At 53.2% G+C, this 25,273-nt stretch carries 20 protein-coding genes and 1 pseudogene; 17 read left to right on the forward strand and 4 right to left on the reverse strand.

Annotated elements, in window-relative coordinates:
• Positions 1–13 precede the first annotated feature (13 nt).
• The 3 genes from Q8A57_RS08125 to Q8A57_RS08135 are packed head-to-tail and all read left to right on the forward strand — an operon-like array spanning position 14 to position 2,379.
• Entirely contained in the window at positions 14–415 is a 402-nt protein-coding gene (locus Q8A57_RS08125) for an ExbD/TolR family protein (RefSeq protein ID WP_305170521.1), read from the forward strand.
• A 3-nt stretch (positions 416–418) separates the two neighbouring features.
• Positions 419–1,024: an energy transducer TonB gene (locus tag Q8A57_RS08130; RefSeq protein WP_305170522.1), complete on the forward strand. Its 606-nt coding sequence runs from the start codon at positions 419–421 to the stop codon at positions 1,022–1,024.
• A gap of 5 nt (positions 1,025–1,029) precedes the next feature.
• On the forward strand, positions 1,030–2,379 hold the full coding sequence (locus Q8A57_RS08135; RefSeq protein WP_305170523.1) for a tetratricopeptide repeat protein: 1,350 nt from the start codon (positions 1,030–1,032) through the stop codon (positions 2,377–2,379).
• Positions 2,380–2,441: 62 nt separating this feature from the next.
• Here Q8A57_RS08135 and ilvD read toward each other — a convergent pair whose 3' ends face one another.
• The 4 genes from ilvD to Q8A57_RS08155 form a co-directional block, all read right to left on the reverse strand.
• On the reverse strand, positions 2,442–4,277 hold the full coding sequence (ilvD, locus tag Q8A57_RS08140; RefSeq protein ID WP_305170525.1) for a dihydroxy-acid dehydratase: 1,836 nt from the start codon (positions 4,275–4,277) through the stop codon (positions 2,442–2,444).
• A 69-nt stretch (positions 4,278–4,346) separates the two neighbouring features.
• Positions 4,347–5,654 carry an amino-acid N-acetyltransferase gene (gene argA, locus Q8A57_RS08145; RefSeq protein ID WP_305170526.1) on the reverse strand — a complete coding sequence of 436 codons (1,308 nt, stop codon included), beginning with the start codon at positions 5,652–5,654 and terminating at the stop codon, positions 4,347–4,349.
• Positions 5,655–5,683: 29 nt separating this feature from the next.
• Complete coding sequence (argE, locus tag Q8A57_RS08150) at positions 5,684–6,811, reverse strand: acetylornithine deacetylase (RefSeq protein ID WP_305170527.1); 1,128 nt, start codon at positions 6,809–6,811, stop codon at positions 5,684–5,686.
• 105 nt (positions 6,812–6,916) lie between these two features.
• Positions 6,917–7,153, reverse strand: coding sequence for a DUF6316 family protein (locus tag Q8A57_RS08155; RefSeq protein WP_305170528.1), 237 nt, complete (start codon positions 7,151–7,153; stop codon positions 6,917–6,919).
• 208 nt (positions 7,154–7,361) lie between these two features.
• Here Q8A57_RS08155 and Q8A57_RS08160 point away from each other — a divergent pair, with 208 nt between their 5' ends.
• The 14 genes and pseudogenes from Q8A57_RS08160 (at position 7,362) to Q8A57_RS08225 (ending at position 25,268) form a co-directional block, all read left to right on the forward strand.
• Positions 7,362–9,137 carry a GspE/PulE family protein gene (locus Q8A57_RS08160; protein ID WP_305170529.1) on the forward strand — a complete coding sequence of 592 codons (1,776 nt, stop codon included), beginning with the start codon at positions 7,362–7,364 and terminating at the stop codon, positions 9,135–9,137.
• A gap of 84 nt (positions 9,138–9,221) precedes the next feature.
• Entirely contained in the window at positions 9,222–12,122 is a 2,901-nt protein-coding gene (glnE, locus tag Q8A57_RS08165) for a bifunctional [glutamate--ammonia ligase]-adenylyl-L-tyrosine phosphorylase/[glutamate--ammonia-ligase] adenylyltransferase (RefSeq protein WP_305170530.1), read from the forward strand.
• Positions 12,123–12,170: 48 nt separating this feature from the next.
• Positions 12,171–13,100: a branched-chain amino acid transaminase gene (locus tag Q8A57_RS08170; RefSeq protein ID WP_305170531.1), complete on the forward strand. Its 930-nt coding sequence runs from the start codon at positions 12,171–12,173 to the stop codon at positions 13,098–13,100.
• 23 nt (positions 13,101–13,123) lie between these two features.
• Entirely contained in the window at positions 13,124–14,191 is a 1,068-nt protein-coding gene (gene waaF / locus Q8A57_RS08175; protein WP_305170532.1) for a lipopolysaccharide heptosyltransferase II, read from the forward strand.
• Entirely contained in the window at positions 14,188–15,327 is a 1,140-nt protein-coding gene (locus tag Q8A57_RS08180) for a glycosyltransferase family 4 protein (RefSeq protein ID WP_305170533.1), read from the forward strand. The genes waaF and Q8A57_RS08180 overlap by 4 nt, the downstream gene beginning before the upstream one ends.
• A complete protein-coding gene (rfaP, locus tag Q8A57_RS08185; RefSeq protein WP_305170534.1) occupies positions 15,308–16,123 on the forward strand; it encodes a lipopolysaccharide core heptose(I) kinase RfaP in 816 nt (271 codons plus the stop codon). The genes Q8A57_RS08180 and rfaP overlap by 20 nt, the downstream gene beginning before the upstream one ends.
• Before the next feature lie 131 nt (positions 16,124–16,254).
• Positions 16,255–17,025: a lipopolysaccharide kinase InaA family protein gene (locus Q8A57_RS08190; protein WP_305170535.1), complete on the forward strand. Its 771-nt coding sequence runs from the start codon at positions 16,255–16,257 to the stop codon at positions 17,023–17,025.
• The gene (locus Q8A57_RS08195) at positions 17,018–18,436 is read left to right on the forward strand and encodes a lipopolysaccharide kinase InaA family protein (protein ID WP_305170536.1); all 1,419 of its coding nucleotides are present in this window, start codon (positions 17,018–17,020) and stop codon (positions 18,434–18,436) included. The genes Q8A57_RS08190 and Q8A57_RS08195 overlap by 8 nt, the downstream gene beginning before the upstream one ends.
• Before the next feature lie 2 nt (positions 18,437–18,438).
• Positions 18,439–20,172, forward strand: coding sequence for a carbamoyltransferase family protein (locus Q8A57_RS08200; protein ID WP_305170537.1), 1,734 nt, complete (start codon positions 18,439–18,441; stop codon positions 20,170–20,172).
• Positions 20,173–20,211: 39 nt separating this feature from the next.
• A complete protein-coding gene (locus Q8A57_RS08205; RefSeq protein ID WP_305170538.1) occupies positions 20,212–20,997 on the forward strand; it encodes an FkbM family methyltransferase in 786 nt (261 codons plus the stop codon).
• Between the two features lie 28 nt (positions 20,998–21,025).
• On the forward strand, positions 21,026–21,685 hold the full coding sequence (locus Q8A57_RS08210; RefSeq protein WP_369427802.1) for a sulfotransferase family 2 domain-containing protein: 660 nt from the start codon (positions 21,026–21,028) through the stop codon (positions 21,683–21,685).
• Positions 21,686–21,758: 73 nt separating this feature from the next.
• A complete protein-coding gene (locus tag Q8A57_RS08215; protein WP_305170540.1) occupies positions 21,759–22,868 on the forward strand; it encodes a glycosyltransferase in 1,110 nt (369 codons plus the stop codon).
• A gap of 1 nt (position 22,869) precedes the next feature.
• Positions 22,870–23,823: a glycosyltransferase family protein gene (locus tag Q8A57_RS08220; RefSeq protein ID WP_305170541.1), complete on the forward strand. Its 954-nt coding sequence runs from the start codon at positions 22,870–22,872 to the stop codon at positions 23,821–23,823.
• A gap of 289 nt (positions 23,824–24,112) precedes the next feature.
• Positions 24,113–25,268 (forward strand): annotated as a pseudogene (locus Q8A57_RS08225) (IS3 family transposase).
• Positions 25,269–25,273: the final 5 nt, after the last annotated feature.

Below are 25,273 nucleotides of genomic sequence, written 5' to 3' on the forward strand. Positions count from 1 at the left end.
GGAATGAGCCACGATGCGTGACCGCACCTATCGACAGCCTGAACCCCCGCAGACAATAGATCTGACACCGATGCTGGATGTGGTATTTATTCTGCTGATATTTTTTATTGTCACGGCCACCTTTATCCGAGAGCCGGGTGTTGATGTCCAGCGAACGGTGGCTGTGACGGCTGAACAGCAGAAACCAGCCATACTTGTGGCGGTAACGGCAGACAACCAGATCTGGATTGATGGCCAGCGCGTGATGCCGGAAAACCTGCGGTTACATATTCTCAGGCTGCGCAATGATAATCCCCGCGGAGGGCTGGTGATTCAGGCAGACCGGCAGGCGGAAATGGCGACATTAAGCAAAGTGTCTGATGTGGCCCGAGCGGCCGGCATTGATGCCGTGGCTGTTTCCACTGGGGATCGCTAGATTATGCTGTTGATTCGGTATTTTGTGGCTGCAGGGCTGGCATTGCTGGTGACTCTTGCTCTGTTGCTGGGTATGCAGCGGTTGATTCAGTCCGTCAACGGCGAGGCCGCCCAACTATCGGGCCATCAGATAGCCGATATTTGGCAGTCGAAGCGCACCATTGAGGAGCAGCGCAAAACGACCAAGCCGGACAAACCGGAGGAGCCGGAGCGGCTTCCGCCCCCTCCTCCTGAGATGCAACTGAGCACGAATACCCCGGTGAGCTCCGTGAGCATGGCCATGCCCTCTGCCAAAGGTCTGGATATTGGCCTCGGTGGTGCTTTCAGCCGGGATTCGGATTACATTCCGGTGTATGTGCCGCAGCCGGATTATCCTCCGCGGGCCCTGCGTCAGGGAGTGGAGGGTTATGCCGTGGTCGAGGTGATTATTACCACCACCGGCAGTGTGCGGAACGCCAAGCTGCTAGAGGAATACCCCCCTAACAAGGACTTCGGCAAATATGCTCTGAAGGCGGCCCAGAAGCTTAAGTACAAACCCCGTGTGATCGATGGCGTCGCTGAAGAGGTCCCCGGTGTGTTGTATAAGTTTTCCTTCAGGATTTCCCGGTAATGCACATGGAGTCGGGAAAAACCTCTAAATACCTCAAATTCGGTTCATGGCTGCTGGTCGCGTGGGTGTCCCTATGGCTGATGCCTGTAACGGCTGAGGAGGAAGCGGCTTCGCGGCAGTATGAGAATGTAAAAACCCGTCAACGTCAGGCGGTGGGCCAGGCCTGTGCAGTACAGTTAGAAAAAATCCAGAAAGTGTTTCAAGAGACTGATTCACCGAATGCACCCCGGCTCAGGGCATTGGTTGGTGAGTTAAGCGGGTTAACCGGCAAGGTTTGCAACAGCAGTTACGAAAAATCCCAGGTCTACAACCTGCTGGGGTACAGCCATTACTCGCTGGAGGACTACCCCAGGGCCATCGAAAGCTATCTGGCTCTGATTGCTGAGCCAGAGGCGGACGAGCGGCAGCGAACGGCGACTCGCTACACCGTCGCACAACTCTATTTTTCCCTGGAGAAGTATGCCGAAGCGGCCCGGCAATTGGAGCTTTGGCAGTCTGAGGCCACCGTGGTCAGCCCCGAGGGTAGAGCGTTACTGGCGCGGACCTATTATTACCTGAACCGTAAGGCCGAGGCGTTGCAACTGGTGTCTGCCGTGGTGGATGAGGCGTTGGCCGCCAGCAAGCTGCCAAGGGAAGACTGGTGGTCTCTACAGCGGGTACTTTACTACGAGCGCCAGGAATACCTCAAAGTGGTGTCGATTTTGAAACAGCTGGTGACCCACTACCCGCGAACCAGTTACTGGCAGCAACTGGGTGGAATTTACGGGCAGCTGGAGCGCAGTGGCGACCAGCTGGCGGTGACCGACCTGCTGCGACTGCAAAAACAGTTAAAGGGGGAGCGACAGTGGCTATCCCTGGCATACCTGTATCTGGGTGCCGATGTGCCTTTTCGGGCGGCACGGGTGCTGGAGCAGGGCATGGCTGCCGGAGATGTGCAGAAAAATGCCAAAAATCTGGAAACCCTGGGCACTGCCTGGCTGAGGGCGCGGGAAAATCAGCGAGCCCTGTCGGTTCTGCAACAGGCTGCTGGGCTTTCGGATAGTGGTGCCATCGCGGCCCGCCTGGCGTCGGTCTATCTCGATGTGGATGACAACGAGGCCGCGGTGCGGGCGGCACGCGATGCCCTGCGCAGGGGTGGGCTTTCCCGCCCGGGCCTGACACGGATGACTCTGGGTGCGGCGCTGGCTAATTTACAGTGCTACCGTGAGGCGGAGCCGGTGTTCCGGGAGGCTGCTAAGGATAAAGTGTTGAGCAAGAGCGCCGGGCAATGGCTGCGCTATGTGGCTGGCGAGGGTGCCCGGCGCGAACGGCTTATGGAAAGTGGTGCGGATATCCCGGGTTGTCAGTTGGGATAGGCGGGGTTCGGGAGATAAAAAACCGGCCGTAGATGGCCGGTTTTTTGTTGTGAAATAACCCGTTACTTCACCTGATCCAGGTCCCGCACCGCACCGCGGTCGGCACTGGTAGCCAGCAAGGCATAAGCCTTGAGGGCAGCAGAGACCTGGCGGGGACGCTTCTCCTTGGGGTGCCAGCCCAGTTCGTCCTGCTTGAGACGACGTTTTTCCAGTTCCTCTTCGCTTAACAACACATCAATACGGCGCGCGGGAATATCAATTTCGATCATGTCGCCCTGCCTGACCAGTCCAATGGCGCCGCCTGCGGCGGCTTCCGGCGAGACGTGGCCAATGGAGAGCCCGGAGGTGCCGCCCGAGAATCGACCATCGGTGATCAGTGCGCAGGCTTTGCCCAATCCCTTGGATTTCAGGTAGCTGGTGGGGTAGAGCATTTCCTGCATGCCGGGGCCACCTCGTGGGCCTTCGTAGCGGATGACAACTACATCGCCGGCTTTTACCCGGTCGTTGAGAATGTCGTCCACCGCCTGATCCTGGCTTTCGCAGATGTGGGCTGGACCGGAGAACTTGTGCACCGATTCGTCAACGCCGGAGGTTTTTACCACGCAGCCGTTTTTGGCGATGTTGCCGTAGAGTACGGCCAGTCCGCCTTCCGTGCTAAAGGCATTTTCAAGATTGCGAATGCAGCCATTTTCCCGGTCGGCATCCAGTGAGCTCCAGCGAGTGCTCTGACTGAATGCCTGCTGGGTGGGGATGCCGGCGGGACCGGCCTTGAAGAAGGTGGCTGTGGCCTCGTCGCTGTTGCGCATAATGTCCCACTTTGATAGCGCCTCTGCCAGGGTGGGGGTGTGCACGGTGGGAATGTCGGCGTGTAACAGTCCGGCGCGATCCAGTTCTCCAAGAATCCCGAACACACCGCCGGCGCGGTGCACATCTTCGATATGGTATTTAGGCGTGTTGGGTGCCACCTTGCACAGCTGCGGAACCTTGCGCGACAGGCGGTCAATATCGGCCATGGTGAAATCCACGCCCGCTTCCTGGGCTGCAGCAAGCAGGTGCAGAATGGTGTTGGTGGAACCGCCCATGGCGATGTCCATGGTCATGGCATTTTCGAAGGCTTCAAAACTGGCCACGGAACGTGGCAGTACGGTCAGATCATCTTCCTCGTAATAGGATTTTGCCATGTCCACAATGCGGTGCCCCGCTTCCTCGAAGAGGCGACGGCGGTCAGAGTGGGTTGCCAGCGTGGTGCCATTGCCGGGCAGGGACAGACCGAGGGCTTCCGTGAGACAGTTCATGGAGTTGGCGGTGAACATGCCGGAACAGGAGCCGCAGGTGGGACAGGCTGAACGCTCATATTCTTCAGTTTTTTCATCGGAGGCATTGGGGTCGGCAGCGATCACCATGGCGTCGACCAAGTCCAGCTTGTGCTCGGACAGTTTCGTCTTTCCCGCTTCCATAGGGCCACCGGAGACAAAAATCGCCGGTATATTCAGGCGCATGGCTGCCATCAACATCCCGGGGGTGATCTTGTCGCAGTTGGAAATGCATACCAGTGCGTCGGCGCAGTGCGCATTCACCATGTACTCGACCGAGTCGGCAATAATGTCTCGTGAGGGCAGTGAATAGAGCATGCCGTCGTGCCCCATGGCGATGCCATCGTCGACGGCGATGGTGTTGAACTCGCGACCAATACCACCGGCCTTGGCAACTTCTTCGGCAACCAGCTGACCCATGTCCTTGAGGTGAACGTGTCCCGGCACAAACTGGGTGAATGAGTTGGCGATGGCGATGATCGGCTTGTTGAAATCATCATCGGTCATCCCGGTGGCTCGCCAAAGGGCGCGAGCTCCGGCCATGTTTCTGCCTTTGGTGGTTGTGTGTGAGCGGTATTTGGCCATCTCTGTTCCTGCCGTCCTGAAAAAAACAAGGCGGCAAGGATAGCAGAGACAGTGGTGATGAATCAGCAGTTATAGGAGATTCTTGCAGAATATCCGTGACTTGCGCTGGAAGTTGTAGAGGCTTTTGCGCTCAGCGGGCAATTCCTCCAGTGTGACGTCAACAAAGCCCTTTTCCTTGAACCAGTCGCTGGCATGGGTTGTCAGGACAAACAGCTGCCGTATTTTCTTCTGACTGGCATAGGTTTCCAGCTGGGCAAGCAGCCGTGAGGCAAAACCACGATTCTGGAAGTCAGGGTGCGTGGCGACACAGGCCAGCTCGGCAGAATGGCCATCGCTGAAAGGATAGAGCGCGGCGCAACCTACCAGCGTGCCCTCGGCGTGTTGCATGACCATAAAGCGGTTGATTTCCGTTTCCAGCAGTTCCCGTGAGCGCTTGACCAGAATGCCCTTCTGCTCCAGAGGTTCAATCAGCTCCAGTAGACCACCCACATCATCAATGGTGGCCTGACGGATGATTTCCTTGCCATTTTTGAGGATCAAGGTGCCGCTGCCCTCGCGGGTAAACAGTTCTGTGAGTAATGCGCCGTTATCGGCATAGCTGATGATATGGCTGCGTAACACGCCATTTTCACAGGCCTGGTAACAGGCGAGCAGGTTTCTCTGCAGGGAGATGTTTTCAGCCTGCGAGGTGAGGGTCTGGGGTACTTCGTTCAGTGAGAGCATTTTGATCAGGTTGCCCTGATCGTCGCAAAGGCCGTTTTCAGCACTGAACATCACCAGTTTTTCCGCTCCCAGGCTCACCGCGGCCTGGGTGGCAATATCCTCATAGTTGAGATTGTATGGTTCTCCGGTGGGTGAGTAGCCAATGGGAGATAACAATACCAGCGCGCCGTCATCCAGTTGTTTCTGAATGGCCTTCTGGTCGATGCGCCGCACCTCCCCAGTGTGGTGAAAGTCGATACCATCCCTAACCCCAAGGGGTTTGGCAGTGATCAGGTTGCCGCCAAATACCCGAATGCGAGCGCCGTGCATGGGTGAGTTTGCCGCACCTGTGGATAGCTGTGCTTCAATGGTGATTCTGGCACTACCCACGGCATCTTTCACACAGGCCATGGTGGCACTGTCAGTGATGCGTGTATTTTGGTCGAACCGAGCCTCAATGGCGCAATTGGTGAGCCGCTCTTCAATCTGGTGACGCGCGCCGTGCACCAGCACCAGGCGAATGCCGAGACTGTGCAGCAGGGCAATGTCGTGCACGATATTTGTGAAATTGGCATGTGCAATCCCCTCGCCACTGATGGCGAGGACAAAGGTTTTCCCCCGGTGCGCATTGATGTAGGGGGAGGTGTCGCGCAGGAACTTCACATAATCTGACACAGTATCAGCCGTTCATTGTTGTTGGGGCATTATAAACAGCAGCGGCCAATCAGTTGAATCAGAAAATCCACCGTGGGCTGAATGCGTTCCAGCGGCAGATATTCATCCGGTTGGTGGGCTTGCTGGACACTGCCTGGACCAAGGATGACCACATCCATGCCCAGATCTTTCAGATAGGGCGCTTCTGTCGCAAAAGAGACCGATTCACAGCTGTGGTGGGTCAGGGCTTCGCAGATCTTCACCATGGATGAATGCGGCTCGGTGGCAAAGGCGGGAACGCAGTAATGGTCGATGTTGATCATGACGTCGTCGCGCTGCTGAAGGGGCAGGATGCGCTCGGAAATCTGCTGTTGCAGGGCCGTCATGTCCATGCCAGGCAGGGGGCGTATTTCGAAGCCCAGTTCACACCTTCCGCAAATACGATTGGGGTTGTTGCCGCCATGAATGCAGCCGAGGTTCATGGTCGGGTAGGCGACCTGGAAGGCCGGATTGTTGTGACTACCCCGTAACTCGTCTCTCAGTTTCAGCAATTCACCCAGTGCCGAATGCATGGTTTCCATGGCATTGCGACCCAATGACGGATCGCTGGAGTGGCCGGAGCGGCCTTCAATCACAAGTTTCTCCACCATGATGCCCTTGTGCATATTAATGGGCTTCATGCCGGTGGGTTCGCCGATCAGGGCATAGCGTGCCCGGGGGCGCCCTGCTGCAGCGAGCATCTGTGCACCGGCCATAGACGATTCCTCGTCGGCAGTGGCGAGGATAATCAGCGGTTGTTTCAGTGGCGTACTGACAAACTGCTTTGCTGCTTCGATCACCAGCGGGAAGAAGCCTTTCATATCACAGGTGCCTAGACCGTAGAGACGGTGGTTTTTCTCCACCATCTTGAACGGGTCCTGGCTCCATAGGCTGTCGTCACAGGGTACGGTGTCGGTATGCCCTGCCAGTACCAGGCCTCCGGGTCCGCTGCCGAGGGTGGCGATGAGGTTGGCTTTGCGGGGGTCGGCGAGGGGCATGACTTCGGTGGCAAATCCGAGGTCGGATAACCACTGGGCCAGTAGCTCAATGACCTCACGGTTGCCCTGATCTATGTCGGCATTGACGCTGCTGATGGAGTTGGCGGCAATCAGCCGCTGGAGCATGGGGATAAGTTGCATGGGCTGAGTGTAAGGGGCACAACCGAAAAAGCAATTGCCGGACGCAGCAATGCCCGGAAACCTTGATGGTATCCGGGCCATGTTCGTGAATATTTGTGATGACAGTTATGTCAGCGAAAAAGCACGCATCAGGAATTGATGGGACATGGCATCCGTATCGGTGCGTCCTGCAAGAATATCAGCCGCGTAGGCTCTGGCAGCCTTCTCTGCCCCTTCCTTGGAATTGAAAGGACCAATCATTTGGGTTTTTTCCCGGATTGCGAAGTACCACTTCCCGTTCATGCACTCAATTCTCTCGGAACGGAAGCGCGTCGTTTCATCTTCACCTTGCCTTGCAAGCATGGCTGAACCTCCCTGAAACTGGTTTTTTGTGACCTAGCTCACAAATAATAGTAAAAAACATCACGATGAAAAGAGCCGCTTGTCGTTTTTTCAGGATGGCGGTATCGCGGGCGCACAATCCTGTTGAAAGACATTATGTTGGTTGTCGCTGTTTCTGATAGCCTTCATACTCGAAAGATGTCAGAAAAACCGGCGTGGGTGGAACAATATGGCGGTGGGTGAGGTGGTGGAGCGACTGCTGGATTTGGGTAATGTACTCAATGATCTGGTCACCGATGGTCTGCTTACACAGCAGGATGCCAATGCAATTGCTGGTTCACAGCGCAATCGGGAGCAGTCTTTGTTGCATCCGCTGGCCTACATTGCTGGTCAGCGGCCTGAAAACCGGGCTGATCCGGGCAAGCAGCTTTCCATTGAGAGCCTGACGCAGTGGCTGGCTGGGCGTGCCGGGCTGGATGTGGCCCATATTGACCCCCTGAAAATCGATGTAACCTCTGTCACTGCGGTGATGTCCTTCCAGTTTGCCCGTCGCCACAACATTCTCTGTATTGATGCCGGCGGTGACGAGTTAATGATTGCTACCTCCCAGCCGTTCATGACCTCCTGGCTGGAAGACTTGAAACAAACCACCCGCAAGCCCATACGCCGGGTGGTTGCCAACCCGGTGGATATCGCCAAGTACACCCTGGAATTCTATTCGCTGGCAAAGTCAGTCTTTGGCGCTAAGGGTATCGCCGGAACCAATAAGGCCGGAGTTGCCAATTTTGAACAGCTGCTTCAGATTGGCTCCCTGAAGGACCCCGATGCCCAGGATCAGCACATCATCAATATCGTTGACTGGCTACTGCAGTATGCGTTTGATCAGCGCGCCAGTGATATTCACCTGGAGCCGCGTCGTGAAAAGGGCAAGATTCGTTTTCGCATCGACGGAGTATTGCACCAGGTATATGAACTGCCCGATGCTGTGATGACCGCGGTGACCAGTCGCCTGAAAATTCTTGGTCGCATGAATGTGGCCGAAAAACGCCGTCCGCAGGATGGTCGCGTGAAAACCGTGACACCAGAGGGCAATGAGGTGGAGTTGCGCCTGTCGACACTGCCTACTGCCTTCGGTGAAAAGCTGGTGATGCGGATATTTGATCCGGATGTGCTGCTGCGGGGATTCCAGGAGCTGGGCCTGTGTGGGGACGATCTGAAACGCTGGCATGAAATGACTGGCAGACCCCACGGCATCGTGCTGGTGACCGGTCCCACCGGGTCGGGTAAGACCACCACGTTGTATTCCACCCTCAAGGAGCTGGCAACGGAAGATGTCAACGTCAGCACCATTGAAGATCCCATCGAGATGGTGGAGGACAGCTTTAACCAAAGCCAGGTGCAACCCAAAATAGAATTCAGCTTCGCTGCCGGTATTCGCACGCTCATGCGGCAAGACCCGGACATTGTCATGGTGGGGGAAATACGGGATCTGGAGACAGCCGAAATGGCGGTGCAGGCCGCACTGACAGGGCATCTGGTGCTGTCGACGTTGCATACTAACGATGCCCCAACGGCCATTACCCGGCTGCTGGATCTGGGGGTCCCCGCCCACCTGATCAAGGTCACCCTGAATGGTGTGATGGCGCAGCGGCTGGTGAGGACGCTCTGCCCCCATTGTAAGGAGGCGGTGCCGGTGACTGGGGCAGAATGGGATTCGCTGGTGACCCCGTGGAAAGTGAAATCCCCACAGCAACTTTATCGTCCAGTGGGTTGCCTGGAATGCCGGAATACCGGTTATCTCGGGCGCCAGGGCATTTATGAAATCTTGCCCGTCACCGAAACCATTCAACCCCTGATCACGGCAGATACCGATACCACCGCGTTGCGCTTGCAGGCCATGAAGGAAGGAATGCGTACTCTGCGGCTTAGCGGTGCCCAGAAAGTGGGTGCGGGGACCACGTCTGTGGAAGAGGTCCTGAGGGTTGCTCCGGCATCAGGAAAATAATAATGAACTGTTGGCGTCTGAAAGATAGCTGACAGCAGAGAATAACTTGCGGTCCGCAGTGGCCCCATACGACCGAGAAAGACCATGCATCAATTATCGTTGCCATCACCCTTGATGGAGAACTGGTTGCGTCACCAGGAGCATTTCCGCAACCGTGCCGGGTCAGAGCAGACTGACTGGCTGGATGAGGCCCTGCAGGATAAACAGTTTGCCCAGGCTATGGGCATCGCTTGGGGTGGAAGCGAGTTTGTGGCCACAACTTGCGTGCAACAGCCGACGATGTTCCAGGAGCTGGTGTTGTCCGGTGACCTGGATAACGCCCTGGTCCCAGGCGAGCTGGAGCAACGGCTGCGATCACACCTGGATGGTGTTGCGTCCGAGGAAGAACTGCTGAAGAAGCTGCGGTTGTTCCGCAACCGAGAAATGGTGCGAATCGTGTGGCGTGATTTCAATCGCCTCGCGGAACTTGAAGAAACCACCGGAGACATGACGTCCCTGGCGGAAGCGGTTCTAAGCGTCACCCTGGAGTATCTCTATGGCCGAGCCTGCGAGGAGTGGGGAACTCCCCTCGATCGTCAGGGCAATCCCCAGCAGATGGTGATTCTCGGTATGGGCAAGCTGGGGGCTTGGGAGCTGAATGTCTCTTCCGATATCGATCTGATTTTTACTTATCCGGAAGCCGGTGAAACCAGCGGTGGCAAGCGCAATTTAAGCAATCAGGAATTCTTTGTCCGCCTTGGGCAGCGACTGATCAAGGCGCTGGATGCACGCACGGCGGAAGGCTTTGTGTTCCGGGTAGACATGCGCCTGCGGCCCTACGGGCAGAGCGGCGCTCTGGTGCTCAACTTTGACGCTATGGAAGAGTATTACCAGACCCAGGGAAGAGACTGGGAACGCTATGCGATGATCAAAGCCCGGGTAGTGGCTGGCGATCAGCAGGCGGGTCGCCAGCTGATGTCTATGCTGCGACCATTTACCTACCGCAAATACATCGACTTCAGCGCCTTCGAGTCTCTGCGCAGCATGAAAGCCATGATTAATCGCGAGGTGCAGCGCAAGGGTTTGTCGGCTGACGTCAAGCGCGGTGCTGGCGGCATTCGCGAAGTTGAATTTATCGCCCAGGCGTTTCAGATCATCCGTGGTGGCCGCGACAGCCGTTTTCAGACGCCAGAGCTAAAGGCGATTTTACCCCTGATTGCAGAGGAGGGCATGTTGTCCTCTGAGGAAGCAAAACAGCTTTATGAGGGATACCGGTTTCTGCGCAATGTCGAGCACGTTCTGCAGGCGTGGCAGGACCGGCAAACACAACTGCTGCCTCAGGATGCCGAGGGGCAGGCGCTTGTTGCCGTATTAATGGGTTATTCAGATTGGTCGCAATTTCTGGAGAGATTGGATAAGCACCGCTCGTGCATACGGGGCCTGTTTGAAGATGTGGTGGCGGAAGATCGTCGGGATGCCGAAGCCTCCACGGAAACACAGGATTGCGAGCTGGCCAAAACCGTGTGGTTGAGTTCGGACCCCGAAGGTCAGATGGCTGAAGCGCTGGCTGAGCTGGGGTATGACGATGTTGCAAAGGCCGTCAACGGTATTGTCAGTTTGCGCGACAGCCATGCCGTGCTGGCAATGGCCAATGATACACGGGGACGACTTGATGGCCTGATACCGCGGCTGATACCCGTTTGCGGGCAGATGCCAAACAGCGCCGAAACCCTGTGTCGTGTCCTCAAGCTTATTGCTGCCGTGGCGCGGCGCAGTGCCTACCTGGTGTTGTTGCGGGAAAATCCATCTGCGCTGCAAACGACGGTTGAGTTATTTTCCGCCAGCAGTTGGGTGGCCGATCAGCTGATTCGCTATCCGGCCTTGCTGGATGAGTTGCTTGATAATCGCAGTTTATTATCCCTTCCCGACCGTGCAGCCCTTTCGGATGAACTCCGACAACAGTTGTTGCGCATCCCCAGTGATGATTTTGAAACACAGATGGAAGTGCTGCGGTATTTTCAGCGCTCCCATGGGCTGCATGTGGCCGCCTGTGAGGTGGAGGGTATTCTGCCGCTGATGCAGGTCAGTGATTATCTCACCTGGCTGGCCGAGGCCATTCTTGAGCACGTGTTGGAAATGGCCTGGGAGCAACTGGTGGCGCGACACGGGAAACCCAGAACAGTCACAGGCGAAGATGCCGGCTTCCTGATCGTGGGTTATGGCAAGCTGGGGGGTATCGAGCTGGGACATGGTTCCGATCTGGACCTGGTGTTTCTTCACAATGCCGATCCGGCGAAATCAACAGATGGCGAAAAGGCAATAGATAGCGCCTCATTCTTTGCTCGGCTCGGGCAGAGGATCATCCATATACTGACTGCACGATTGCCTTCCGGTGACCTTTACGAAGTGGATATGCGTCTCAGGCCGTCCGGAAATTCGGGCATGCTGGTATCTTCACTCGGTGCATTTGAAAAATACCAGATGGAAGAGGCCTGGATATGGGAGCACCAGGCATTGGTCCGGGCCCGCACCATTGCAGGTGATGAAACTCTCGCTGAACAGTTCTATACCATACGTGAGCGGGTACTTTGCCGTCAGCGGGATACGCTAGAGTTGAAACAGGCCGTTGTCGAGATGCGTGACAAAATGCGAAAGCATCTGGGCTCGGGGGCTGGGGGCCAGTCGGGAGAAGGAATATTCAACCTAAAGCAGGATGCCGGAGGTATCGTTGACATTGAATTTATGGTTCAATTTGCGGTCTTGGCCTGGTCCCACGACATTACCGGTTTAACCCATTGGAGCGATAATATTCGCATCCTTGAGTCACTCGAGGAGAGTGGCGTTCTATCCCGTGACGATGCTCAATGCCTGATCAGTGCCTATAAGAAATATCGCTCCGCCGGTCACCGTTTGCAATTACAGCAGGCTACAGGTGTCGTTGATGCAACGGAATTTTCCGCTGAACGGGAGCAGGTAAAAGCAGTCTGGCAGCGACTGCTGGGATAATAAGTGCCTGTCCGTACCAAAGAAACGGACGGTTTTGAGGAGACATTAATGTCATTTGCCGATCGTGATGGTTATATCTGGTTTGATGGTGAGATGGTGCCCTGGCGCGATGCCAAGGTGCACGTTCTGACCCATACCCTGCACTATGGCATGGGGGTTTTTGAGGGCGTGCGCGCCTACGAAACACCGGACAGCGGTGCGGCAATTTTCCGTTTGCAGGACCACACCGACCGTTTGTTTCGTTCCGCCAAAATCATGGGCATGAAAATGCCTTATAGCAAAGAAGTACTCAACGAAGCCCAAAAACAGGTGGTGCGGGAAAATGACCTGCACGAGGCTTACCTGAGACCGATGGCGTTCCTTGGCTCCGAGGGCATGGGGTTGCGTGCGGACACCCTGCAAACCCATGTGATTGTGGCGGCCTGGACCTGGCCTTCCTATATGAGCCCGGAGTCCCTGGAAAAGGGGCTGCGCATTCGCACCTCTTCCTATACCCGACATCATGTCAACATTGCCATGACCAAGGCGAAGGCCAATGGTAACTACATCAATTCCATGCTTGCACTGCGCGAAGCGCTGGACTGTGGTTGTGACGAGGCTTTGCTGCTGGACCCGGAAGGTTATGTGGCCGAGGGCAGTGGTGAGAATGTCTTTGTGGTTCGCGACCAAGTGCTCTACACCCCGGAGCTGACCTCGTGTTTGGATGGCATTACCCGCAAAACAGTTATGCAGTTAGCTGCCGAATTCGGATACAAAGTGGTGGAGAAACGCATCACCCGCGACGAGGTTTACGTGGCCGACGAGGCATTCTTCACAGGAACTGCGGCAGAAGTGCTACCCATTCGGGAGCTTGATGGACGGGAAATCGGTTCCGGCTCCAGAGGGCCGATTACCGAGCAATTGCAGTCGCAGTATTTCGACCTGGTGAGGGGGCGACTCGCCAAGCACGCAGAGTGGCTGGCACCGGTGAGCCAATAACTCCCGGCTTCCCGGGGAAAATCATGACTGAGGCCAGAAAAATTCTTATCATCGGTCCCTCTTGGGTGGGGGACATGGTGATGGCCCAGTCGCTCTTCATTCTTCTCAAACAGCAATCTCCCGCCTGCCAGATCGATGTGTTGGCTCCTGCCTGGAGCCGACCACTGTTGGCACGTATGCCACAGGTGAATAGGGCAATTGAGATGCCCGTGGGTCACGGCAGTCTGATGTGGTCTGTGCGCAGACAGGTAGCTCGCGAGCTCAAGGCCGAGGGGTATGACCAGGCCATCCTGTTGCCCAACTCCCTGAAATCTGCCCTGATCCCGATGTTCGCAGGTATTCCCCTGCGTACGGGCTGGAAGGGGGAGTTCCGGTACGGGTTGGTCAATGACATCCGGCTATTGGACGAAACACGCTATCCGCTAATGGTTCAGCGCTTTGATGCCCTGGCTTTGCCCCCCGGGGCACCGCTACCGGAAAAATTACCCATTCCCGACCTGCATGCTGATTCCGCTCGAGTGCCGGGGCTGCGCCAACAGTTTGGCCTGACCGACGAGCGACCAGTCTTGGCACTTTGCCCGGGCGCCGAGTTCGGGCCGGCCAAACGCTGGCCAGAAAAGTACTATGCCGAAGTGGCAGCCCATCGGTTATCTCTGGGTTGGCAGGTGTGGCTGATGGGCTCAGAGAAAGACAAGGCCGTGGCCGGGGCCATCATTGAGACCTTGCCTGAGCACCTCCGGCAGCAGTGCCACAATCTGGCGGGAGTCACCAAGCTGGAAGATGCGATTGATCTGTTGTCAGTCTGCGATGCGGTTGTCAGCAACGATTCCGGCTTAATGCATATTTCAGCTGCGCTAAACAGGCCGCTGGTGGTGGTTTACGGTTCTACTTCGCCAGGTTTCACCCCACCCCTGAATGAGCGGGTGGCCATTGTTTCCATTCCTGTGGATTGTGGACCCTGTTTCAAGCGCGAGTGTCCATTGGGGCATATGAAGTGTCTCAATGACTTGCCCCCTCAAAGGGTGATCACGGCAGTGGAAAAGTTGTTGTCCTCTGAGTCGTTGGATGCCGATAAAGGTCGGTTGTCTTGAAGCTCGCGTTCTGTTTCTACAAGTATTTTCCTTATGGTGGGTTGCAGCGGGATTTTTTGCGTATTGCCAAAGCCTGTGTGGACCGGGGGCATGACGTTATAGCCTATACATTGAGTTGGGATGGCGACCAGCCGGACTGGCTTCAAGTGGTAGTCGCCCCTGTAAAGGCGGCAAGCGGGCCCGCCAGGTACAGAAAGTTTTCAGCCTGGGTAAACGACGCGATCAAGCGGCACCCCGTGGATGCGGTGGTGGGATTTAACAAAATGCCTGGCCTGGATGTCTATTACTGTGCAGACCCCTGTTTTGAACATAAATCCCGTCACCTTCGGCCGTGGTGGTACCGGCTAACGCCCCGCTACCGACATTTTTCCCGGTATGAGCAGGCTGTGTTTAAGCCTGGCTTGTCGACAGAAATTCTGATGATTTCTTCTGTTCAGCAGGGACTGTTTCAGCATTACTACCACACCGAACCTGAGCGGATGACAATGTTGCCGCCCGGCATCAGTCGTGACCGGTGTGCTCCGGAAAATGCGGCGGACATTCGCCAGGAATTTCGCAGGGAGTTTGGTCTTGCGGACGATGACCAGTTGCTGCTGCAAATCGGTTCCGGCTTTCGCACCAAGGGGTTGGATCGCACGTTGCGTGGCCTTGCCTCGTTGCCCGACGACCAGCGCCAGCGCACCCGCCTGTTCGTGATTGGTCAGGATGATGCCGCAGAATTCAGGTCCCTCGCCAACAAGCTGGGCATTGCTCAGCAAGTGCAGTTTTTTGCCGGGCGTGATGATGTGCCACGGTTTCTGCTGGGTGCGGATTTGCTGGTGCATCCCGCTTATGCTGAAAATACTGGCACAGTATTGCTGGAAGCGGTGGTGGCGGGCTTACCGGTATTGGTTACCGATGTCTGTGGTTATGCCCATTACATTGCTGAGTCAGGATCGGGGACTGTGCTGCCATCACCTTACCGCCAGGAAGCTTTCGATAAAGCGTTGTGTGATATGTTGCAGGCAGACAAAAGCCGGTGGCGAGATAACGGACTGCAGTTTTCCATGTCGGCAGACATTTACGATATGCCAGAGCGGGCGGCTGATGTGATTGAGCGGGTAGTGGAGCATAAACATGAAGCTGTTTCTGGCTGAGCCGTTCGCCACAAAGTGGGCTGATCGAGACCCGTTTGCCGAAGCGTTTGCCATTTCCGGGGAAACCTACCGCGATATGGGTGATCGTCGCACTTCTCGCTTTGAATGCGATGGCAGAGCTTTTTTTATCAAAACCCACGCCGGTGTCGGTGTCGGTGAAATCCTGAAAAACCTGCTGTATCTGCGTGTGCCGGTTCTGGGTGCCGAAAATGAATATCGGGCCATCGCCCGTTTGAAATCCCTGGGTGTGGATACCATGACGGCGGTGGCATTCGGTCGCCGCGGTAGCAATCCCGCCAGCGAGCAGTCGTTCCTGATTACTGAGGCTTTGGAACCCACAGAACCCCTCGACGAATACTGCAACCCGCAGGTGTTGCGGGAAATGGGGGTGGCCGAGCGCCGGGCATTGGTAAAACGTGTGGCTCGAATAGCCCGTAGTTTGCATGATCACGGGGTCAATCATCGGGATTTCTACCTGTGTCATTTTTTACTGGACACGTCGCCAGATTATGCTGGTGTCGCGGTCTCCAAACGGCCTATCTATGTGATTGACCTGCACCGCGTGCAGATTCGTCGGCGCACTCCGCGCCGCTGGCGACATAAAGACCTTGCAGCGCTCTATTATTCCGCCCGACGCGTAGGGTTTGATGAACGGGATGTCTGGTGTTTCCTGCGCGCGTACAAACAACAATCCCTGTCCCAGGTTCTCGCAGAAGGCGGGAGCTTTTATCGTTCGGTCAAGCGCGAAGCAGACCATTTGCACAGCAAGGGCATCAGAAAGGGGTACCACGAATAAGTGTGCCTTCCCCCTGTTGATAAATGCCTAGTCATGGAGATGTATTTGGACTTTGCCGGGCACAGCTCTCTGGATATGATGGAGAAAAATTTGATTCGACGTCCCCGGAAGCTGTTACAAGGCCAGCCCAGATGAAAAGCAATTTTTTCCTTGTCAATCCAGCCTGGTTGTCGGTGTTCCAGGCCAACAATCTTGACACCTTTTCGGCCCTCTGGGCGTTGGATATCCAGTTGGTCGATGAGCCCAACCGGGCCCGGGGTGGCTGGAGTGAGGTGGGAACTTTCAGTCTTCCCATGGGCGGCGGGGAGCAACAGTTTTATCTGAAACGCCAGGAAAATTTCAACTGTCGTAGTTTGTCGCACCCATGGCGTGGCGTTCCCGTGGCATTGCGTGAGTGGTTGACCATCCGGAATCTGTCAAACAAGGGTGTTTATACTCTGGATGTGGCAGCCTGTGGTCGGCAGAGCCGACGGGATGACAGGGCCGTGCTGGTGACAGAGTCTCTGGATCATTATTGCGACATGGATCAGTGGCTTGAAGAGCATCATGGAGCCGACGTGCGCCGCCCCGGTTTGACCGCATTGGGGCGGGAAATCGGTCGCCTTCACGCAGCCGGGATGAAGCATGGTTGCCTCTATCCCAAGCATGTCTATTTCTCTACTCAAGATGCCAATACGTTGCGTTTTATCGACCTGGAAAAGTGCAAGCGTATCTTCACCAGGGAGTCGGGGTTGAGAGACCTGGATACACTGGTGCGGCATACGTCCGGGTTAACCGCTGATGAGCGGCAGTGGATCTATGCCGGTTATATTGAAACCTGCCCTCATCGCTGGACCGCATCGGCGCTCGAGCAGGCCGTGGCGGCAAGGGTGGCTTCAAAGCGGGTGCCGGGTCATGACTGAAAAAATGGCGCTGTCCCAGTTAAAATCTGCCCCCCTGGGACTGGATTGCCCATTTTTACTGAATGTGCCCGGAGGTCAGGCGTTGACCTGTGAGCAGGTACTTCGGCACCTGCCAGGCAAGCGGGTGGTTTTTCGCAGTCATTGGGGTGGAGCTTCCGTCCTGGTGAAGCTGTTTTTTCGCAAGCGGGATTTTGAGCGTGAGCGCAATGGGCTGGCAGCCATGCGGAAGGCTGATATACCCTGCCCGCCGGAAGTCTGGGTCCTCAAAGATGAAGTCGCTGAGACCTTTCTGCTGGCCACAGAGTTTCTTGAAAAGGCGGTGAGCCTGCAGGCCAGTTACGAGTCCGATCCTACAGACATATTTGTCGGACACCTGCGATCGGCGGTAGGGCTAACGGGCCGATTACATAAAAGCGGGTATATGCAGTCAGATATCCACCTGGACAATTTCCTCTTGCAGAATGGAGTGCTGTACATGGTCGATGGCGGTGGCGTAGAGCCACTGCAAAAGCCTTTGGACAACCTGGGTTTGTTTTTTGCCCAGATGACGCCCGACTATGATTGCCTGGCTGCTGAAGTCATCGATGTGTACGGTGCCAATCCGCCGGAGGCTTCGTCGTTACGGCCGGTTATTGCCAGAAGGCGCGAGCGGCGCATTCAACACTACCTGTCGAAAACAGTTCGCAACTGTACCCAGTTTCTGGTGCCCAAAATAAAAGGGGCTTTTTTGGTGGTGTTGCGGGCTACAGCCAGTGATCGCCTGTTGCGATTGATGGAGCAGCCTGAAGCGGCGATGGGTCAGGCCGAATTTCTCAAGCGTGGCAATACAGCCACTGTGGTAAAAGTGCCCGGCGACAATCCTGCGGGATGGATTTTAAAGCGCTATAACATCAAGGATTTTTGGCATGGTTTGAGTCGATGTTTCAGGCCGAGTCGAGCCTGGATTTCCTGGAAAAGTGCCCATCGGTTAGAATTGCTCGGCATTTCCACACCGCTGCCTCTGGCGATGCGGGAAAACCGTTTTGGCCCCCTGCGCAAAGAGGCGTATTTGCTGACGGAATGCATCGAGGGCGAGAACCTGCAAGCCTGGCTGTTGCGCCAGGGTGCTAACCAGATACCCGATTGGCTCGATCGTGAAGTCAGCGGGCTGTTTGAGAAGCTGCTGATGGGCAGGGTGAGTCATGGCGATATGAAAGCTACCAATCTGATTGTGTCCGGTGAGAAGCTGTATGTGATCGACCTGGACGGTCTGCAGCGCCATCGCGGTCAGCGCCAATTCAGAAAGTATTACCGCAAGGATCTGCAACGTTTTATGGACAACTGGCAGGGTAACACCTGGCAACATTTTGAACAGATCCTGCAGCCTTTTGCTGCTCAAGTCGGTATCACATTAGTCAACAAGAAGGTTTAACAGTGTCAACTATTGTTCTCGGTATTTCCGGTGCCCTTAATCACGACCCTTCCGCTGCTCTTTATGTGGATGAAAAGCTGGTAGCGGCGGCGGAAGAAGAACGCTTTATTCGCGACAAGCACGCGAAGGGAAAAATGCCGCTGGAAGCAGCAAAATTCTGTCTGGAATATGCCGGCATCAAACCCGATGCGGTGGATGTAGTGGCGGTGCCATTTGCACCGATCTCCATTTTAAGCCCGGCCCGTTGGCACTTTGCCAAACGCTACTGGTACGCCCCGGATCGCGCCTTGGATGCTTTGCTGAATGGCAACCGTCGGTATCGTCGATACCGCGAGCGGGTATTCGGGTTGCTGCGTGAGCTGGGCATTGATCCCGCCAATGTTGAATTCGAGCCAGTGGAACATCACTTGGCCCATGCCTCCAGTGCCTATCACCTGAGCGGTTTTCAGGAAAAGACGGCCATTATGGGTGTGGATGGTAAAGGGGAGTACGCGACCACATTTTTCGGTTATGGCGAGAATGGCCGCATCCATAAGATCAAGGAATTTTACGATCCTGATTCCCTGGGTGGACTGTACGGTGCCATTACCCAATACCTGGGCTTTGAGATGCTCGATGGCGAGTATAAGGTGATGGGCATGGCTCCCTATGGGGATCCGAGCAAATATGATTTTTCCCGCCTTATAGACTTTGATGGCAAGAATTTCAAAATCAATACACACCTGGTGAATACGGTTGGTGTGCGCCGTTACAAGCAGGATGGCGTCGGTTTTTACTTCAGCCAGAAACTGGTGGACTGGCTGGGTCCCAAGCGTGAAGGTGACATTGCTGACGAACCTTATATTGACTATGCGGCCACCATTCAGGCGCTGTTTGAAGAGGTGGTACTGAAGCTGATGGATTATTACCTCGGCGATATCATCAAGGAGACGGGCAAGCTGGCCTTTTCGGGCGGCGGTGCGCTTAACGTCAAACTTAACCAGAAAATTATTGCCCGCGATGAGGTAAAGGAACTCTTCGTGCAACCGGCTTCTGGCGATGCCGGTACGGCAGTGGGCGCAGCTTCTTATGCATTGAAACTACGCGGCATTCAGCCAGAGCCCATGGGGCATGTCTACTTGGGTCCAAAATACAGTAATGATGAATGTATCCGTGCCTGTGAGCAGCACCCTGAAAATCCAAAGTACGAAATCATTGATCAGGTACCGCAACGCATTGCCAAGATACTTGCCGATGGCAATCCGGTGGCCTGGTTTCAAGGGCGCATGGAGTTTGGTCCCCGCGCACTGGGTGGTCGCTCGATTGTGGGCTGTCCGAGTGTAAAAGGCGTGGCTGATCGTATTAACGAGCAGATCAAGTTCCGAGAGCGCTGGCGGCCCTTCTGTCCCAGCATGCTGGATCGCGTTGCCCCGGAAATGTTCAAGGTGGACCACCCGGCGCCGTTTATGACCTTTACCTTTGAGGTTGAGGAGGAGTGGAAAACCCGAGTGCCGGAAGTGGTTCATGAAGATGGCACCGCCAGGGCTCAGGCGCTGAAGCGTGAGTACAATCCCCGTTACTATGAGCTGATGGAAGAGATGGAAAAGCTCACCGGTAATGGCGTGGTGCTAAACACGTCATTGAACCGACGAGGAGAGCCCATGGTCTGTTCGCCTACCGATGCGCTCAATATGTTCTTTGGCTCGGATTTGCAATATTTGATCATGGAAGATGTGTTGGTTATTAAAAATAACTAGCTTCATATTGCATCTGTTTTATCTGCATTTGGATTGATTATGAGTTTGCTCAGAGAAGTTTCAAAAGTTTTGTATAAAACGGGTGCTTGCCGTATTTTTTTAATAAAAAAATACGGATTTAAAGTCAGGTTTTTTCCAACAAAAATATCCAGGCGACTCTGGGTTGACAGCTTTGAGAATCGTGGCGTGTATCAGTTGGCAGATCGTTTTTTTCTTTTCTATTTGAAGCCCGCGCAGGTGGTTGTCGATGTAGGTGCAAATATTGGCTACTACACGTTGTTGTCAGCCGATAAGGTTGGTGAGATGGGCGCTGTCTATGCCTTCGAGGCGCATCCTAAGAGTTATAAATACCTCAATAAAAATGTTCAGTTAAATAATTTTAGACAAGTTTCAACTTTTGCTACTGCTCTTGGAGATTATAGCGGCTTTGTTCGGTTTTCAGATCGCTCAAAAGACGATATGAATGAGGTGACTGATGCCGGAGGAATAGAGGTTCCCATAGATACGCTGGATCACAAATTAAAAGATGTTTCGGAAATTGATTTATTAAAGATAGATGTGGAAGGCTACGAAAAATATGTTTTTTTGGGGGCTGAAAAAACCCTAAAAAAAACAAAAACTATATTTTTTGAAGCCTGGGACGATCATTTTTCCAAATATGGGTATAGCTTTCAGGATGTTTTTTCAATATTGTCGCCGCACGGTTTTTCATATTTTCTCAACGATAAAGATGGATATAAAAAAATTGATGAAAACTATGTTGCAGAGCGATGTGTAGACATCATCGCAACTAAAGCTCCAGATATTTTTTTAAATCGGAATTAAACGACGTCAGGGGGTTCATCTCTATATTATGAAATTGTCAAAAATGCTCTGGTGTTTAATGCCAAAGACAGAAAAGCAGTGGATAGAGCGTGCGATGGGCCCATTAGAGTTTCGTCAGTTCAAAAAAATGCTTAATGGTGAGAAAAGTCTGCCTGTGTCATTTCATGAAAAAAAAGCAATTTTTGTGCATATACCAAAAACCGCAGGCAGTAGTATTTACGATCTTTTTTTTGATGGAGCCAAAGGGCTTGGGCATATGCCATACGCTTGGTATGAATCAATAGCCCCTGGGTATTGTAGTAAATACTTTTCATTCTCTTTTGTGCGGAACCCGTGGGATAGGGTTGTTTCAGCCTATCATTTTGTTCTCAGTGGAGGAGCTCCCCGGCGAGATGGTCCCATGGCAAAAGAGTTTTCACGTTTTAAAAATTTTGATGACTTTGTCGTTAACTGGTTGAACGAAGACGCCATTAACTGCAATTTGCATTTTGTTCCGCAATATAAATTCTTACTTAATGCGTACGGTGAGTTAGGCCCAGACTATGTTGGACGCTTTGAAAGTATGAATGACCACCTGAAACATATTTGCCGTGCCGTTAATGTTTCTTCAAGCCAGGTTTCTTCTCTTAAAGTAATTAACAAAAGTCAGAGAGGTGATATTATACAGACCGCTCTGCTGAGCTCGTAATGAATCTATATAAACAGGATGCTGAACTGTTTGAGTATAGTTTTTGATGGTGACAGGAGAGGTGGAGTCAATCGTGGCAGATACAAAGTGGGTTCTGCAGCTATGTCATGGCTACTCTGCTCCTTTTGGTGATGTTGCTCGTCAGTGGCATACGTTGTTTGACGGTACTGACTATAGAGTGTTGACTGTATTTCTTACTGGAGCTCCGGATAGCCAAATAAAAAGCCTGGTGGGGGGGGAGGTTATTTTTCTGGACTTTGATTCGAAAGCGCTTAGGGGTTTAAAGGTTCGACAGATACAGCAAATCAGAAATCTTCATAAGCAATACCAGTTCAAATTTGCTATTGCTCACCGCTATAAGTCAATTTATATAGCCTCACATCTACCGAAGATAAAAGTTATCGGAGTAAGCCATGCCTATGATGTTTACAGTCGGTTTTTACGTCGACGTTATGTGATGAGTCAATCTGACCGACTTTTTCTTATCGGCGTTTCCAATGCGATTCGTGACGATGCGCGCGCTGCACTACCCAGATTTCCCGAGCGGCAAATTCAGACGGTTTATAATCACATTGACTACGACACCATGCATGATTTCTTGCTTACCAAAGAGGCGGCTCGAGAATATTTACAGATTGAAAAAGATGCATTTGTGGTCGGCAATGTGGGACGACTGCATCCCGATAAGGATCAGGCTACATTGATTGCGGCTTTTGCAAAGATATTGCCGGTAGTTCCAGATGCCCGCCTGTTAATCATGGGGGAGGGGCGTTTGCGCGGGGCACTTGAGCGTCAGATTGAGGAGCTTGGTGTTGCACGGCAGGTTGAATTGAAGGGCAGGGTGCCAAATGCTTCTCGTCTATTTCGCGCCTTTGATCTGTTTGCTTTGTCATCGGATTACGAGCCTTTTGGCATGGTGCTGCTGGAGGCAATGGCAGCGGGCATCCCTGTTATCAGCTCAAATTGTGGAGGGGCTCCCGAGGTGTTGGGTGATGCTGGTCGGTTATTTCCAGTAGCCAATAGTGAGGCTCTGGCACAGGCGCTTCTTGGTATATATGGCATGGGACAAGAAGAAAGGCGCAGTATGGTTGAAGCTTTGCAGGAACGACTTAAGGGTAATTTCACCGATGAGGCTGTGAGAGGAGCTTTCTGGAAACAGTCATTTGCTGGAGAGCTATGCTGAGATGAAGGTGCTGTTTCTCGTACAAAAGGAGCAACGGGTCATTCTTGATCGTTTTTACGACTCTATTTGCCGTCACTTGGGAGATTGCGAATTGCGGTGGCTCTCATCATCAGAGCAGGCCGTCCTCAAGCAGTACTTTAATAACATTGATGTGAGTTCTTATGATCGCATCATCCTTTTTTTGCGCTTTAAAAAAGAAATCAAGCAGATAAGGTTTATCCGTAGCCTGCCCAACCTTGTGATTCTGGAGCACGATGCTTATCAGAACTTTATTCCGGGGAAGTACCAGGGAAAGTTCTCTAGACATTATAGAAAGTTGCCTTGGGCACGTGTTATTACCTCCGGTTATCAGGTATGCAAAAAACTCTCTGATGAGGGTGTTGATGCTGTTTTTGTACCCAAGGGATATGACCAGGAATTGCTGACTAATCGTGGACTTGAGCGTGATATTGAACTCGGCTTTCTGGGTAGCCTTGGGCATGAAATGTACGGACAGCGCCGTGCGTTGCTTCAAGCGCTTGCAGATCAGGAAAACATGGTGATCACTCGCACCAAATCCGGTGACGAGTATGTAGAAATGCTGAATCGTATCCGTATTTTTGTCGGCGCGGATGTGGGATTCGGTGAATACATGATTAAGAACTTTGAGGCGATGGCCTGTGGGTGCATGCTGCTTACCTGGAATCAGGGCGATGAGGAAAACAGGGCTCTGGGTTTTCGGGACATGGAAAATGTGGTGCTTTACCGTTCTCTTGAAGAGTTAAGGGAAAAACTAAGGGTGTTGAGAGATAACCCAGGCGTCGTGGAAAGTATTGCTTCCAGGGGACAGCGCCTTGTTGAGAAGAACTATTCATGGGAGGCTTTGGGGGAGCGAGTTGCAGGGGCGGTGCAAAGCCCCCTCAGAAAAAAAATTGAAAAAAACCACTGGGGATTTAAACGCTACGTTTTGGAATGATCAGTCTCAGCTTGCCGATAGATTATGATGACAAGAGATGATTTTGAGACACATATGACGGCTTTAATTTTATTCAGTAGAAAACGACAGAGGTGGGTAAGTAGAGTTATTGCCCACATATAATGACTGGCAAGGTTGGTGACCAAGGTGAGGGCTGATGCGCTGCTTCTCTCAGGTGTGTCGGCAAAGGTTGGCTGCAACTTGTGGACTTAGGGTGCACGGAAGGGTTCTACCCCGAATTTACGGACACTTTAAAGAAGGCCATAATCATGGCTAAGGAGTGTTTGTTATGTCTAAACGTAGAAAATATAGCCCTGAGTTTAAGCGGGGCGCAGTCGAGCAGCTAAATCAACCTGGTGTCACTTGCGCTCAGGTGGCTAGAGAACTGGGTATAGCCCAAAACATGCTTTCTAGATGGCGTAGTCAGATAGAAGAAGCTGGTTCAGAAGCTTTCAGTGGAACTGGTAGTCCTCGAGATCAAGAAATGGCAGCTCTCAAGAGAGAGCTATCTCGCGTTAAAAAGGAGCGGGATTTTTTACGCGAAGCGGCGACGTACTTTGCCAGGGAATCGAGCTGAAGTATCAGGCGATTCGACGTTGCTGCGGACAATATCCTGTCAGGCTTATGTGCCGCTGTTTAGGTGTTTCACCTAGTGGATATTACGACTGGTCTAAAAGACCCTTGTGTAAGACTAAGCTTGAAAATAAGCGCCTACTAAGCAAGATCGAAGATATTCATGAAGATAGTCGAGGCATTATTGGTGCGCCTAGAATGCATGAAGATTTATTGGATGATGGAGAGTCTGTTAGCTTAAATCGAGTGGCTAGAATCATGGCCACAAATGGACTGCAAGGCTGGCCTAGAAGAAAGAAGCGCAGCATGCGTGGCAAGGTGCAGATGTACTCCCCTGCAGTTGCAAATCATCTTAACCGTGATTTTTCAGCACTAGAACCAGAGACCAAATGGGTCACTGACATTACTGAGATGAAAACGGATGAGGGCAAATTGTACTTATGTGTCGTCATGGATTTATATCACAAGATAATTGTTGGTTGGTCTATGCACCATAGGCAGGACCGTCACATGGTACTCAAGGCTGTTGAGATGGCGCATTGGCAGAGACAGTCCAGCGATAAAGTCATATTGCATTCAGATCGTGGAAGTCAGTTTAGAAGCTACGTCTATCAACGATTCTTGAAGGAGAAGAATATAGTCAGTTCAATGAGCGCAGTTGGACATTGTGGTGATAATGCGGCTTGTGAGGGCTTTTTTGGAATGATCAAACGTGAACGATTAAATCATACACGTTATCCAACTCGAGATGCTGCTAAGGCAGATGTTTTTAATTACATAGAATTGTTTCATAATCCGAGGATGCGACGCCGAGTGGCTAAGCAAGATTTAAGGATTCAATCTTTATTAAACCGTCCGTAAAAACGGGGTAGAACCC

The sequence above is a fragment of the Porticoccus litoralis genome, assembly GCF_030676955.1.
GTDB classification, from domain to species: domain Bacteria; phylum Pseudomonadota; class Gammaproteobacteria; order Pseudomonadales; family Porticoccaceae; genus Porticoccus; species Porticoccus litoralis.